Genomic DNA, 12,488 nt, shown 5'->3' with positions numbered 1-12,488 from the left:
TACGCCGGCCGGTCCCTTGGGATCAAGGCCTCCGACGACCTATGCACCGCGCACCTCAGGCCAGATGGCACGCCACGAAGTGCCCGCCTGCGCCTTCCTTCAGTTCCGGCGCGCTTTCCGCGCAGCGTGGCTGGGCGATCGGGCAACGGGTGTGGAAGTGACAGCCTGCCGGCGGCTTCATCGGGCTCGGCACGTCGCCCTTGAGACGGATGCGGTTGCGCTTGAGCTTGGGATCGGGCACCGGAACGGCGGAGAGCAGCGCCTTGGTGTAGGGATGCTGCGGATTGCGATAGAGGTCGCTCGCCTTCGCCAGCTCGACGATGCGGCCGAGATACATCACCGCGACGCGGTCCGAAATGTGCTCGACCACCGAAAGGTCGTGCGCGACGAAGAGATAGGTGAGGTTCAACTCGGCCTGGAGATCTTCCAGGAGGTTGATGACCTGCGCCTGAATCGAGACGTCGAGCGCGGACACCGGCTCGTCGCAGACGATCAGCTTCGGTTCGACCGCGAGCGCACGCGCGATCACGATGCGCTGGCGCTGGCCGCCGGAGAATTCGTGCGGGTAGCGGCGCATGTGCTCGGCCTTGAGGCCGACCTTCACGAGCAGGCTTGCGACGCGATCCTCACGCTCCTTGGCCGACGACCCGAGCTTATGAATAACGAGGGCTTCGCCGAGAATGGCGCCGACCGTCATGCGCGGATTGAGCGAGGCGAACGGATCCTGGAACACGAGCTGCATGTTCCGCCGCATCGCGCGCAGGTCGTTGCCGCCTAGCTTGCCGACGTCCTGGCCGTCGAACACGACCTCACCATCGGTCGGCTCGATCAGGCGCAGCACGCAACGCCCGGTCGTCGACTTGCCGCAACCGGATTCGCCGACGAGACCGAGCGTCTCGCCGCGATTGACCGAGAACGACACGCCGTCGACCGCATAGACGGTGCCGACCTGGCGCGACAACAGCCCGCCAAGCACGGGGAAATATTTCTTCAGGCCGCTGACGCGGAGCAGGGATTCGCTCATGCCAGTGCTCCTGCCGCGTCTCCCAACTGCACATCTCCCAGATGGCAAGCCATGCGATGGCCGGGCGCGATCTGGCGCAGCAGCGGCTCCTTCTCGGTGCAGACGTCCATGGCAAACTTGCAGCGCGGCGCGAAGCGGCAGCCGACCGGCGGATTGATCAGGATCGGCACCGAGCCGCCGATCGCCTCGAGCCGCGTCTTGTGCTCGCTGTCGAGATCGATGCGCGGGATCGAGCGGATCAGGCCCTGCGTGTAGGGATGGCGCGGATCGGCGAAGAGAGCGTCGACATCCGCCTCCTCCACCACCTTGCCGGCATACATCACGACGACACGCTGCGCCGTCTCGGCGACGACACCCATGGCATGGGTGATCAGCATCACCGCCATGCCGAAGCGCTCTTTCATGTCCTGGAGCAGGTCGAGGATCTGCGCCTGGATGGTGACGTCGAGCGCGGTGGTCGGCTCGTCGGCGATGATCAGCTTGGGCTTGCAGGCCAGTGCCATCGCGATCATCACGCGCTGGCGCATGCCGCCCGAGAACTGGTGCGGATAATTGTGCACGCGGCCTTCGGCGTTGGGGATCTGGACCAGCTTCAGCATCTCGATGGTGCGCTCGAGTGCCTGCTTCCTCGTGACGTTCTCGTGGCGGCGCAGGCTCTCGGCGATCTGCTCGCCGACCGTCAGCACCGGATTGAGCGAGGTCATCGGCTCCTGGAAGATGAAGCCGATCTCCTTGGCCCGGATCTCGTCGAGCTGGTTGCTCGTCAGCGGCACCAGATCCCGGCCCTCGAAGATGATCTCGCCGGCCGCGATGCGGCCCGGCGGCATCGCGATCAGCTTCAGGATCGACATCGCGGTGACGGTCTTGCCGCAACCGGACTCGCCGACGACGCAGAGCGTCTCGCCCCTGTTGATGGTGATGTCGACGCCATCGACGGCCTGCAGGATGCCGTCGTCGGTGGAGAAGTGGGTCTTGAGACCTTTGATCTCGAGCAGCGGCGCCATCAGATCACCCGTCGCGCATCGAGCGCGTCACGCAGACCGTCGCCGATGAAGTTGATGGCGACCACCGTGATGAAGATCGCGCCGCCCGGAAACAAGGCCCAGTGCGGGCCGATGTCGAGGAAGTCCTTGGCATCGTACAGCAGCCGGCCCCAGGTCGGGGTATCCGGCGGAAAGCCGAGGCCGAGGAAGGACAGCGTCGATTCCGCGATGATCGCGGCGGCAACGTCGATGGTGCCGGCGATGATCACCGGACCAAGCGCATTGGGCAGGATGTGCTTCACCACCTGCCGCACCGGGCTCGCACCGAGTGCACGCGCGGCCTCGACGAACTCCTTCTCGCGGATCGACAGGAACTGCGCACGCACCAGGCGCGCCACCGGCATCCAGCGCAAACCGCCGATCACGAGGACGATCAGGATGAAAATGCCGCCCTCGGGGCCGAACACCTGCTTCAACCCGTCGCGGAACAGATAAATCAGCAGGAGGAGCAGCGGCAGCTGCGGCAGCGACAGAAAGAGGTCGGTGAGCCACATCAATCCGTGCCCGAGCGCGCCGCGCGACATGCCGGCGAGCGCGCCGACCAGCGTGCCGATGAACACCGACACCAGCATCGCGGCGAGCCCAACCGCGAGCGAGATGCGGCCGCCATAAATCATGCGCGCCAGAATATCCTGACCGAGATCGTCGGTGCCGAACGGATGAGCCAGCGACGGGCCTTGCATGCCCGCCACGATATCGATGTCGTTGATCGAAACACGCCAGATGAAGGGACCGATCACCACCGCAAGAATCAGGATGAGAAGCAGAAACGCGCTGACGACGGCGAGCTTGTGCCGGCTGAAGCGCCGCCACGTCTCGCGCCAGGGCGAGTAGACGCCCCGCTCAGCGGAGGGAGATGCGAGGGTCAAGCCAGCCATACAGCACATCCGCGATGAGATTGAAGAGCACCACCAGACAGGCGAACACGAAGGTCACGGCCATCACGACCGGGGTGTCATTGGAGAGAATGGAGGAGATCAGCAGCGAACCGATGCCGGGAATGCGGAAGATCTGCTCGGTGACGATGGCGCCGCCGAACACCGCAGGCATCTGCAGCGCGATCAGCGTGACCACCGGAATCATGGCGTTGCGCATCACATGCTTGACGATGACATTGGCCTGCCCGAGGCCCTTGGCGCGCGCCGTGGTGACGTAGTCGAGCCGGATCACGTCGAGCATCGCCGAGCGCACGAAGCGCGTCATCGACGCCGCCTGGAACAGCCCCAGCACCGCCACCGGCATGATCGCCTGCCGGATCATTTCGAGCACATAATGGATGCCCGTGGCCTTGATGTCGGTGGTGTAGACGAAGGGCAGCCAATCCAGCGTGACCGAGAAGATCAGGATGAACAGGATGCCGGTGAAGAAGGTCGGCAGCGAGAAGCCGACGAAAGCGAGCGTGTTCGCGATCTGGTCGAACAGCGAATAGGGCTTCGTCGCCGCATAAACGCCGACGGGAATCGCAATCAGCAGCGCCAGGATCTGCGCCGAGCCGATCACGTAGAGCGTGGCCGGCAGGCGCTGGAGGATGAGCGTGTCCACGTTCATCCGGCTGACAAAGGAGAAGCCCCAGTCGCCGTGCAGCATGGCGTTGAGCCAGTGCAAATAGCGGAGATAGATCGGATCGTCGAGGCCGAACCTGGCCCGAAGCGCCTGTTGCACTTCGGGCGGCACGTTCGGATTGGTCGCAAGCTCGCTGAAGGGATCGCCCGGCGCGAGCGCCAGGACGACGAACAGCACGAGCGAGATTCCGAGCAGGCTCGGAATCGCGATCATCAGACGACGCAGGACGTATTGACTCATGCGCGAATAATCCGCCTCAACGTCCGTCCTCAGCCCTCTCGGTACCAGTCCTGCAGATTGTCGGTTTGGTTGGCCCAGCCTGACAGCGCCGGACGAAGCGTGTTGCTCGCAGCCTCCACCGCGAGACGGTGCATCACAGGAATGACGACGGTGTCCTGCCACATCAGATCATTGCACTTGATGTAGAGCGCAGCTCGCTTGACCGGATCGGTCTCGGTGTCGGCGGCGTCAACCGCGGCATCGAAATCCTTGTTGACCCAGCGCGGGAAGTTCTGCCCCTGCCACTTGTTCTCCTTGGTGGCCAGGTTGCGCGAATGGTAGCGGCGCATATGGAGGCCCGGATCGGGCTGCGTCATCGGGATCTGGAACATCTCGATGTCGGCGTAGAACTTGGAATAGGTGTCGGGGTTGGCGACGTCGGAGGAGAAGAACACCGAGGCGACGACCGATTTCAGCTCGACGTCGATGCCGGCCTTCTGGCAGGCCTGCTTGACGATCGCCTGGGTCTTCTGGCGCGGACCGTTGATCGAGGTCTGGTAGACGAACTTCAGTTTCTTGCCGTCCTTCTCGCGGATGCCGTCGGCGCCGGCCTTCCAGCCGGCCTTCTCGAGCAGCGCGATCGCCTTCTCGACGCTGAATTCCCATTTGGTGTTCTTGGACACGAAGTCGTCGGGACCATTAAGGTAGTTCGCGGTGGCGCGGCCGGCGCGGCCGTAGATCGCCTTCTTGATCGAGTCGCGATCGACCAGCAGCGCGAGCGCCTGGCGCACCGCGGGGTCCGACAGGGTCGGATGCTTGGTCTTCAACGACGAACGCTCGCCGTCGACCTCGGTGTTGGGATCGGTGAAGTTGATGGCGATGAACTCGATGTCGCCGCCGACGGCATAGAGCGTCTTGCCCTTGCCGCCCTTCTCCAGGCGCAGCAGGACCTCGTCCTCCACCTGCATGTTCCAGGCGAAATCATATTCGCCGGTCTGAATCACGGCACGCGCCGCTGAGACCGCGTCACCGCCGCCCTTCATTTCGATGCTGTCGAAGAACGGCCGGTTGGCCATGTGGTAATCGAGATTGATCTCGCCGCGCACCAGATCGCCCGGCTTGAACTCGACGAACTTGTAGGGACCGGTGCCGACCGGCTTCAGATTGTTCGGGGCCTCGCGCGACTTGCCGCCCTTGTATTCGGCGAACAGATGTTTCGGGATGATGCAGCCATAGGCACCGACGAAGGCGTTGGCCCAGAACGGCGTCGGATTCTTGAACGTGATGCGGATGGTGAGGTCGTCGATCTTCTCGACAGTGAGGTCGCTATAGGGACCGCTCGAAACCGCCGCAGTGGCGGGGTCGCTGGCATATTCCCAGTTGAACACGAGGTCGTCGGCCGTGACGGGCTTGCCGTCGTGCCATTTCACGCCGGGCTTGAGCTTCCAGATCACGGTCTTCGCATCGGCGGACAGGCCGCCATTCTTGATCGACGGGATTTCGGCGGCAAGGATCGGATTGAGGTGGCCGTCGACGTCCCAGCTTGCGAGCGGCTCATAGAAGAGACGCGAACCGTCCTGATCCTTGGTGCCGGTGGCGAAATGCGGATTGAGCAGCGTCGGTCCCTGCCACCACAGCAGCTTGAGCGGGCCACCACCGCCGCGCTTGGTCGGAGGATAGGGAGACGGGCTCTGGGCCATGGCGACGCCGCCGATGGCGAGGATCTGGTTTGCCAGGGGCGCGGTGAGGCCGACGGCAGCGAGGCGCTGGATGAAGGCACGGCGATCCATCCGCCCGTCCTTCACGTCACCGATCATCGAACGCAGTTCTTTATCCAGCATGGTTGTCCCCCGTCTGGTTCCCGTATGGATGCAGGCGGCCGCGGGGCGGCCGCCGGGTTTTGGCTGGCGGTAGATGGCACACTGAATAGGCCGCGCGTCAACTGCGACCGTGTGTGTGCAAACGGTCTTCTGGCTGTCCGTTGAGCAAAACTTCCTTCCGCAGCCCAACGGTTCGGCATTCCCGCGTCAAAATCCGCCGGAAACCAAGTTGCACTGCGAAAAATTTGTTCGCGAGATCAGACGAAGTATCGAGACGGAATTCTACGCCACGGACATATCGAGCGGCGGCGCGACGTGGTCCGGTAGCGGGCAGACATAAGGCGTCTTGGTCGTCCGCTTCGTAAGATCGGCCTTCGCAGCCTTGATCAGTTCCGGTTCCGTCAACGCCTTGATGCCGAGGCCAGCCATCGCCTTGGCCGCCTGCACCATGGCCTTGTGGGCATGCGGGCTCTTGCCCTGCGCGACCACCTGCCAGGTGTGGAACGGCGTGCCGATTGCAACCGTTGGTGCGTGAACCTGCACGGTCGGCACCACCCAGCTCACATCGCCGACATCCGTCGAGCCAACCAACGGGTTGCGCTTGGCGTCGAGCGGCACCAGGAAGTCCGCCAGCGGCCGATCGGTCGGCTCCATGCCGATCGCGTAATAGATGGACGCAATGTCCTTGTCGGTCAGCGTCGCGCGGATCTGGCTCGCGAAGCTCTTGTCCGCATCGTCGAAATGCGGCGGTCCGAGCTCTTCCATGACACGGTGCAGCGCCTGCTCCAGCGGCGTATTCGGCAGGATGTTGGAGACCGCGGAGATGATCTTCATCTCCATCTTGGTCTCGGTCATAAGAGCCGCACCCTGGGCAATCTTGTTCACGCGCCCGACCAGCTCGTTCATGCCGGGGAGATCACGGGCGCGAATGGAATAGCGCACGCGGGCATGCGCCTGCACCACGTTGGGCGCAATGCCGCCGGTGTCGAGCAGCGCGTAATGCACGCGTGCATCGCTGGGCATGTGCTCGCGCATGTAGTTCACGCCGACATTCATCAGCTCCACCGCGTCGAGCGCGGAGCGGCCGAGATGGGGCGAAGCCGCGGCATGCGATGTGCGGCCGGTGAAGATGAAGTCGGCGCGGGTGTTGGCGAGCGACGGCGTCACCGCGACTTCCCAAAAACTATGCGGATGCCAGGTGATGGCGATGTCGGCATCCTCGAACGCGCCGGAGCGCACCATGAAGGCCTTGGCCGCGCCGCCCTCTTCCGCCGGGCAGCCGTAGTAGCGCACGCGGCCGGGCACCTTGTTCTCGGCGAGCCAGTCCTTGACGGCCGTGGCAGCGAGCAGCGCCGCGGAACCGAGCAGATTGTGACCGCAGCCATGGCCGTGACCGCCGGTCTCGACCGGACGGTGCTCGGCAACGCCGGCCTCCTGGCTGAGGCCTGGCAACGCGTCATATTCGCCCATGAAGGCGATGACCGGACCGCCCTCGCCCCATTCGCCCATCACAGCAGTCGGAATGCCCGCCACCTTCTCTGTGATACGGAAACCCTGGTGGCGCAGCTCGGTGAGATGCTCGGCGGCGGAACGCGCTTCGGTGTAGCAGACTTCGGGCATGCCCCAGACCTTGTCGCTGAGGTCGATGAAACGTCCCTTGATCGTGTCGATGCCACGCCAGATGTCGCTGCGATTGTCCATGGTTTGGTCCGTGATCTCTTGGTCAAACGAAGCCGCAATGGTTAGCAGCTTCATTGAACTCCGCCTAGCATCCCGCGGGACACCAGCCATGCGACCGATGCCGGATTGGGCGGCTGTCGGCCGAATTCGGGCGAACAATTTCTGTCATCTTCGGAAATCGGCGGCGCGGCATCTGGAATAGTTGCCGTCAAGTCTTTCAAGACGGCCTCCTCCGGCCTAAATTATGCTTGCTTCGTGCGTCGTTCCGCTGCCACGGCGGAGCGATGCTCTCAGCCAGGAGAACTCCATGCCCGCCTTGACCGAATGGAGAGTGCCGCCGGCCAATCAACCGCGTGCGAGCGATTACGGCTTCGATCTCGACCGTGCGCTCGCCTCCGTCATTGGCCTGCACGCCATCATCCCGCCGGATGCCTTCAGCGCCGAAACGCTCGGTACCGAGCGCGCCGGCAACGGCGTCGTCATCGACGACGGGCTGGTGCTCACCATCGGCTATCTCATTACCGAAGCGGAATCCGTTTGGCTTCACCTCGGCGACGGGCGCGTGGTGGAGGGGCATGTGCTCGGCTTCGATGCCGTCACCGGCTTCGGCCTGGTACAGGCGCTCGGCCGGCTCGACATCGAGCCGCTGCCGCTCGGCTCGTCGGCGGAGACCCGGCTCGGCGACCGCGTCGTGGTCGGTGGCGCCGGGGGACGGACGCGATCGGTCGCAAGCCAGATCGTCGCCAAGCAGGAATTCGCCGGCTACTGGGAGTATCTGCTCGACGAGGCCTTGTTCACCTATCCCGCCCATCCGAATTGGGGTGGCACCGGATTGATCAACGCGCGCGGCGAGCTGATCGGCATCGGCTCGCTCCAGCTCGAGCGAGAACGCGACGGCAAGGCCGAGCACGTCAACATGATCGTGCCGATCGACCTGTTGAAGCCGATCCTCGATGATCTCCGCAAGTTCGGCCGCGTCAACAAGCCGGCACGGCCCTGGCTCGGACTCTATTCGACCGAGATCGACAACCGCGTGGTGGTGATCGGGATCTCCGCCAACAGTCCCGCCGCGCGCGCGGAACTCAAGACCGACGACATCATTCTTGCGGTGGATGGCGACAAGGTCACGAGCCAAACGGCGTTCTACAAGAAGATGTGGAGTCTCGGCGCCGCCGGCGTCGACGTGCCGCTCACCGTGCATCATGAAGGCGTCACCTTCGACGTCACCGTGACGTCGACCGACCGCTTCAAGCTTCTGAAAGCGCCGAAGCTGCACTGATCCGAGCAAGGGAAGCGGCAATGACCGAGGCCGTGGTGGACGACATCGTGGCCATGCTGCCGCCGTTGCTCAACGCGCTGGAGGCGCTCGGCTTCTTCCAGCGGCATCTGCATCCGCCGGCCTTCGCCACGGTGATGAACGCCATCGGCGCGCCGGACGATGCGCTTCGGTCGGCACATGCAGCAATCGGCGCGTGGCCGGAGCAATTCGCCGGACTGCGCGAGCGGCTCGATCGTGCCTGCAACGAGACGCTCGCCGCCTTCGCCGCCATCCGCGATGTCGAGCGCGGCAACGGCGATCTCGTCGCGGTGTTCCGCGCGTTGCGCCATGTGCCGCGCGCACAGGAGGCGCTGTATCCGCTATCGCTGCAATTTCCGCCAGTGAGCAACTTCTTCCTCAACAGCGCCAGTCGCGAGAATGGTGAGCTGCTGGCGCGGCTGGAAGTCGGCGCCAGCGAGGACACCGGCATCTTTCACGATCACAACGAGCCCGGCAGCCGCGGCGGCTTCTCGGTCTATGTTCCCGAATATTACACGCCCGATCGCAGCTGGCCTCTGGTGATGGCGCTGCATGGCGGCAGCGGCAACGGACGCGGCTTTCTGTGGAGCTGGTTGCGCGATGCCCGCAGTCTTGGCGCGATCCTGGTGGCGCCGACAGCGACCGGCTCGACCTGGGCGCTGACGGGCGACGACGGCGACACGCCCAATCTCATGCGCATCCTCGAAACCGTGCGCGGTCGCTGGAGCATCGACGCCTCGCGCCTGCTGCTGACCGGCATGAGCGACGGCGGCACCTTCAGCTATGTCAGCGGTCTCGACGGTGCTTCGCCATTCACCCACCTCGCGCCGGTGTCGGCGACCTTCCATCCGCTGATGGCGGAGATCACCGACGCCACGCGACTACGGGGCCTGCCGATCTTCATCACCCACGGCAAGCTCGACTGGATGTTTCCGGTGCAGACCGCACGGCAGACGCAAGCGGCACTCACCGCCGCCGGCGCCGATGTCACATACCGCGAGATCGACGACCTCAGTCATACCTATCCGCGCGAGATCAACGCTGAGCTGCTGCAATGGCTGAACGGGTGATGAACGAAGCGTCCTTAACCGCGCCGCACTGTCGCGGAACCATCACTCCGGGCCCGACGTTATCCGCCCGACACCGGAGGTTCGCCATGCAGACTTTTTTCGGAATGATTTTGGGTGCGCTGCTGCTCGGCTGCGGCGTGTATGTCTATGACTCCATGCAGACGTCGTCAGTCGCCAATGGCGAGGTCGCGACTGCCAATCGCACCATCGTGAACTGGGATGTCGCGAAGGCCGACTGGGACGCGCTACGCGACCGCGCGCATAAGGACTGGGTCAGGATCTCGTCGAAGTAATCTCGATCGACCGAATATGAACAAGGCGCCGTCGCGATCCGCGGCGGCGCCTTTGTGCTGGCTGCGATCGGCCGCTTGCGCGTCAGTTCATCTTGGCTTTGCGGGCGTCGGCGATGACCTGCTCGAACTCGGCCATGCTGAGCACACCAGGCACGCGGTACTTGCCGACAATAAAGGACGGCGTGCCGCGGAAGCCGAAGGCTTCAGCCTGGTCGTTGTTGCGCTTGAGGATCGCGTCGATGTCCTTGGAGCGCGCGATGAGGTCGCGCTTGAGGCGGTCCATGTCGACGCCGGCGGCCGCGAGCAACTCGTTGATGCGCGACTCGGTCAGGCGCGAGCTGACGCCCATCATGGCGTCATGGGCCTGGTGGTATTTGTCCTGGAATTTCGCGGCGAGCGCGATCCGGGCAGCCGTCACCGAGACGGGCCCGAGGATCGGCCAGTCTTTCAAGACCAGCCTTACCTTGCCGTCGTCCTGGATGACCTGGCGCAATTCGGGCTCGAGCTTTCGGCAATAGGGACAATTGTAGTCGGACCACTCGATGATGCTGATGTTGCCATCGGGATTGCCGGCAACGGGCACGTCCGGATCGCGCAGCACCTTGGCTTCGGTGAGCACTTCGTCATCACCAGTGCCTGCGCGCGCCAAGGTCATACCGCCAGCCGCGAAAGTGCCTGCCCCGATCAGCGTCAGCGCCGCGCGGCGGCTCAGCCCAAGGCCCTTAGTCCTGAATCCAGCCATATCTCGTCCCGTTTCGGTCCCATCACCGCAATTACGGCTCCGGACCGGGAAGTGTTACGCCCCATATAGAGTGTGGCGAGGACGATGTCATCGCACCAGCAGGGTCACCACCATGGGGACCAGGAACGAGGTCACCAGAGCATTGAGGCTCATGGCGATGCCGGAGAAGACGCCGGCGATCTCGTCGACCTGGAACGCGCGTGCCGTACCTATGCCGTGCGCGGCAAGGCCGGCAGCAAAGCCGCGGGCGCGGAAATCGGTCACGCCGGTGCGGTTCATGAGCGGCGAAACAATGATCGCGCCCATGATGCCGGTGAGGATGACCGCAACCGCCGCCAGCGAAGGATCCGCGTGCAGGGATTCGGCGATGCCCATGGCAACGCCGGCGGTGACCGATTTCGGCGCCAGCGACAGCACCACGTCGCGCGGCAGGCCGGCAAATTCGGCCAGCAACACGACCGACACCACGGCCGTCACCGAACCTGCAACCAGCGCCACCAGCATTGGCACGATGGAGCTAACCACCCGCTTGCGGTTCTCGTAGAGCGGCACGGCGAGTGCGACGGTGGCGGGCCCAAGCAGGAAGTGTACGAATTGGGCGCCGGCGAAATAGGTGGTGTAGGACGTACCGGTCGCGAGCAGGAACGCGCCGATGATCCACATCGCATGCAGCACGGGATTGGCAAGCGGATGGCGTCGCGTCGCCAGCGACACCGCATCCGTGGTCGCATAGACCATCAGCGTCACCGTCAGCCAGAGCAGCGGAGATTGCGAGAGATAGACCCAGAGCGAGAACGGATTGTCCTTCATCGGGCGTCCTGTTGCTTCAACAGGCGGCTGATCAGGCGGAAGGTCAGGACGGTCGCGAGCAAGGTGAGGACCACCGAGAGCGCGAGCACCAGGACGATCGCGATGCCGTGGGAGGCGAGCAGATCAAGCTTCTGCACGACACCGACGCCGGCGGGCACGAACAGCAGCGACAGATGAGCCAGCAGGCCCTTGCTTGCGGTCTCCACGCCGTCGTTTCGCAGCGGTCCGCGCGCGAGCCGTGCAAAGCGGTCGCGTGCGAGCAGCAGGACGAGAAGCAGCACCAGGCCAAGCACGGGTCCCGGCAGCGGCAGGGCGAGGCCGCGGACCACGGCCTCGCCGATCAATTGGCAGAGCAGAATGAGGCTGAGACTCGCAAGCATGACGCATCAAGGAATGCGTCGCACGGCTTGTCAATTGCCGCTAAGCCCGGGACGCGCGCGGTTCGTGCGAAGCTGCAATACGGGGCAGCATCGCCATCAGCGTTCCGGTCATGGTGGCGATCAGCGTGGTTTTGCCCTCGTGCTCTGCAAACGCCTTCGCCTCACAGAAAGTCAAGGTACGGCCAGGCTTGACCACCTCGGCCTTGAACACAAATCGCTCGCCGCGGGCAGGGGCGAGCAGCGTGGTCTTGAACTCGACCGTGAGGATATCGGCTTCGGACGGCATCAGCGTGAGGGCGGCGACGCCACAGGCGTTGTCGAGCCCCGCAGTGATGATACCGGCATGGACAAAACCGTTCTGCTGCGTGAATTCAGGCGAATGCAGCATGGCCAGCTCGACCTCGCCCGGCGCGAAGCGGACGATCACGATACCGAGTGTGCGCATCGCCGGCTGCCCCTCGAACATCGCGACCGCCGCCGCACGATAGCCAGGATTTTTCGGCTCGAACGCAGCCATGGCATTTCCCAGCCGTTTTTGATTGTTGAT

General features: G+C 64.2%; 13 protein-coding genes. 3 read left to right on the top strand and 10 right to left on the bottom strand.

What is annotated here, in order from left to right; translation table 11 throughout:
- Positions 1-55: 55 nt before the first annotated feature.
- The 6 genes from FXB38_RS15180 to FXB38_RS15155 all read right to left on the bottom strand — a co-directional run bounded on the left by FXB38_RS15180 (position 56) and on the right by FXB38_RS15155 (position 7,370).
- Positions 56-1,024: an ABC transporter ATP-binding protein gene (locus FXB38_RS15180; RefSeq protein ID WP_148751664.1), complete on the bottom strand. Its 969-nt coding sequence runs from the start codon at positions 1,022-1,024 to the stop codon at positions 56-58.
- Complete coding sequence (locus tag FXB38_RS15175) at positions 1,021-2,028, bottom strand: ABC transporter ATP-binding protein (protein ID WP_148751663.1); 1,008 nt, start codon at positions 2,026-2,028, stop codon at positions 1,021-1,023. Before FXB38_RS15175 ends, FXB38_RS15180 begins: the two co-directional genes overlap by 4 nt.
- Positions 2,028-2,945, bottom strand: a complete 918-nt coding sequence (locus tag FXB38_RS15170; protein ID WP_148751662.1) for an ABC transporter permease — start codon at positions 2,943-2,945, stop codon at positions 2,028-2,030. Before FXB38_RS15170 ends, FXB38_RS15175 begins: the two co-directional genes overlap by 1 nt.
- Positions 2,911-3,870, bottom strand: a complete 960-nt coding sequence (locus FXB38_RS15165; RefSeq protein ID WP_148751661.1) for an ABC transporter permease — start codon at positions 3,868-3,870, stop codon at positions 2,911-2,913. Before FXB38_RS15165 ends, FXB38_RS15170 begins: the two co-directional genes overlap by 35 nt.
- Positions 3,871-3,899: 29 nt before the next feature.
- Positions 3,900-5,690, bottom strand: a complete 1,791-nt coding sequence (locus tag FXB38_RS15160) for a peptide ABC transporter substrate-binding protein (RefSeq protein ID WP_148751660.1) — start codon at positions 5,688-5,690, stop codon at positions 3,900-3,902.
- A 261-nt stretch (positions 5,691-5,951) separates the two neighbouring features.
- The gene (locus tag FXB38_RS15155) at positions 5,952-7,370 is read right to left on the bottom strand and encodes a M20 family metallopeptidase (RefSeq protein ID WP_187434890.1); all 1,419 of its coding nucleotides are present in this window, start codon (positions 7,368-7,370) and stop codon (positions 5,952-5,954) included.
- Between the two features lie 286 nt (positions 7,371-7,656).
- Here FXB38_RS15155 and FXB38_RS15150 point away from each other — a divergent pair, with 286 nt between their 5' ends.
- The 3 genes from FXB38_RS15150 (at position 7,657) to FXB38_RS15140 (ending at position 10,009) form a co-directional block, all read left to right on the top strand.
- A complete protein-coding gene (locus FXB38_RS15150; RefSeq protein WP_148751658.1) occupies positions 7,657-8,628 on the top strand; it encodes a S1C family serine protease in 972 nt (323 codons plus the stop codon).
- Positions 8,629-8,648: 20 nt separating this feature from the next.
- Positions 8,649-9,716: a carboxylesterase family protein gene (locus tag FXB38_RS15145; protein ID WP_148751657.1), complete on the top strand. Its 1,068-nt coding sequence runs from the start codon at positions 8,649-8,651 to the stop codon at positions 9,714-9,716.
- Positions 9,717-9,802: 86 nt separating this feature from the next.
- Positions 9,803-10,009, top strand: a complete 207-nt coding sequence (locus tag FXB38_RS15140) for a hypothetical protein (RefSeq protein WP_148751656.1) — start codon at positions 9,803-9,805, stop codon at positions 10,007-10,009.
- Positions 10,010-10,091: 82 nt separating this feature from the next.
- On the opposite strand, the gene FXB38_RS15135 is transcribed toward FXB38_RS15140, so the two are convergent.
- The 4 genes from FXB38_RS15135 to FXB38_RS15120 form a co-directional block, all read right to left on the bottom strand.
- Positions 10,092-10,751 carry a DsbA family protein gene (locus tag FXB38_RS15135; protein ID WP_148751655.1) on the bottom strand — a complete coding sequence of 220 codons (660 nt, stop codon included), beginning with the start codon at positions 10,749-10,751 and terminating at the stop codon, positions 10,092-10,094.
- 87 nt (positions 10,752-10,838) lie between these two features.
- Positions 10,839-11,561, bottom strand: coding sequence for an LrgB family protein (locus FXB38_RS15130; RefSeq protein ID WP_148751654.1), 723 nt, complete (start codon positions 11,559-11,561; stop codon positions 10,839-10,841).
- Positions 11,558-11,941: a CidA/LrgA family protein gene (locus FXB38_RS15125; RefSeq protein WP_148751652.1), complete on the bottom strand. Its 384-nt coding sequence runs from the start codon at positions 11,939-11,941 to the stop codon at positions 11,558-11,560. The genes FXB38_RS15130 and FXB38_RS15125 overlap by 4 nt, the downstream gene beginning before the upstream one ends.
- Before the next feature lie 40 nt (positions 11,942-11,981).
- A complete protein-coding gene (locus FXB38_RS15120) occupies positions 11,982-12,458 on the bottom strand; it encodes a PaaI family thioesterase (RefSeq protein ID WP_148751651.1) in 477 nt (158 codons plus the stop codon).
- Positions 12,459-12,488 lie beyond the last annotated feature (30 nt).

It is taken from the genome of Bradyrhizobium cytisi, from assembly GCF_008123515.1.
GTDB classification, from domain to species: domain Bacteria; phylum Pseudomonadota; class Alphaproteobacteria; order Rhizobiales; family Xanthobacteraceae; genus Bradyrhizobium; species Bradyrhizobium cytisi.
This window is presented reverse-complemented; position numbering and strand designations above follow the sequence as displayed.

Bases quoted from the DNA above. Each gene is read 5' to 3' on its own strand.
- FXB38_RS15140 (WP_148751656.1), top strand. From the start codon at position 9,803: ATGCAGACTTTTTTCGGAATGATTTTGGGTGCGCTGCTGCTCGGCTGC.
- FXB38_RS15175 (WP_148751663.1), bottom strand. From the start codon at position 2,028: ATGGCGCCGCTGCTCGAGATCAAAGGTCTCAAGACCCACTTCTCCACC.
- FXB38_RS15155 (WP_187434890.1), bottom strand. From the start codon at position 7,370: ATGGACAATCGCAGCGACATCTGGCGTGGCATCGACACGATCAAGGGA.
- FXB38_RS15150 (WP_148751658.1), top strand. From the start codon at position 7,657: ATGCCCGCCTTGACCGAATGGAGAGTGCCGCCGGCCAATCAACCGCGT.
- FXB38_RS15120 (WP_148751651.1), bottom strand. From the start codon at position 12,458: ATGGCTGCGTTCGAGCCGAAAAATCCTGGCTATCGTGCGGCGGCGGTC.
- FXB38_RS15135 (WP_148751655.1), bottom strand. From the start codon at position 10,751: ATGGCTGGATTCAGGACTAAGGGCCTTGGGCTGAGCCGCCGCGCGGCG.
- FXB38_RS15130 (WP_148751654.1), bottom strand. From the start codon at position 11,561: ATGAAGGACAATCCGTTCTCGCTCTGGGTCTATCTCTCGCAATCTCCG.
- FXB38_RS15160 (WP_148751660.1), bottom strand. From the start codon at position 5,690: ATGCTGGATAAAGAACTGCGTTCGATGATCGGTGACGTGAAGGACGGG.
- FXB38_RS15180 (WP_148751664.1), bottom strand. From the start codon at position 1,024: ATGAGCGAATCCCTGCTCCGCGTCAGCGGCCTGAAGAAATATTTCCCC.
- FXB38_RS15165 (WP_148751661.1), bottom strand. From the start codon at position 3,870: ATGAGTCAATACGTCCTGCGTCGTCTGATGATCGCGATTCCGAGCCTG.
- FXB38_RS15125 (WP_148751652.1), bottom strand. From the start codon at position 11,941: ATGCTTGCGAGTCTCAGCCTCATTCTGCTCTGCCAATTGATCGGCGAG.
- FXB38_RS15170 (WP_148751662.1), bottom strand. From the start codon at position 2,945: ATGGCTGGCTTGACCCTCGCATCTCCCTCCGCTGAGCGGGGCGTCTAC.
- FXB38_RS15145 (WP_148751657.1), top strand. From the start codon at position 8,649: ATGACCGAGGCCGTGGTGGACGACATCGTGGCCATGCTGCCGCCGTTG.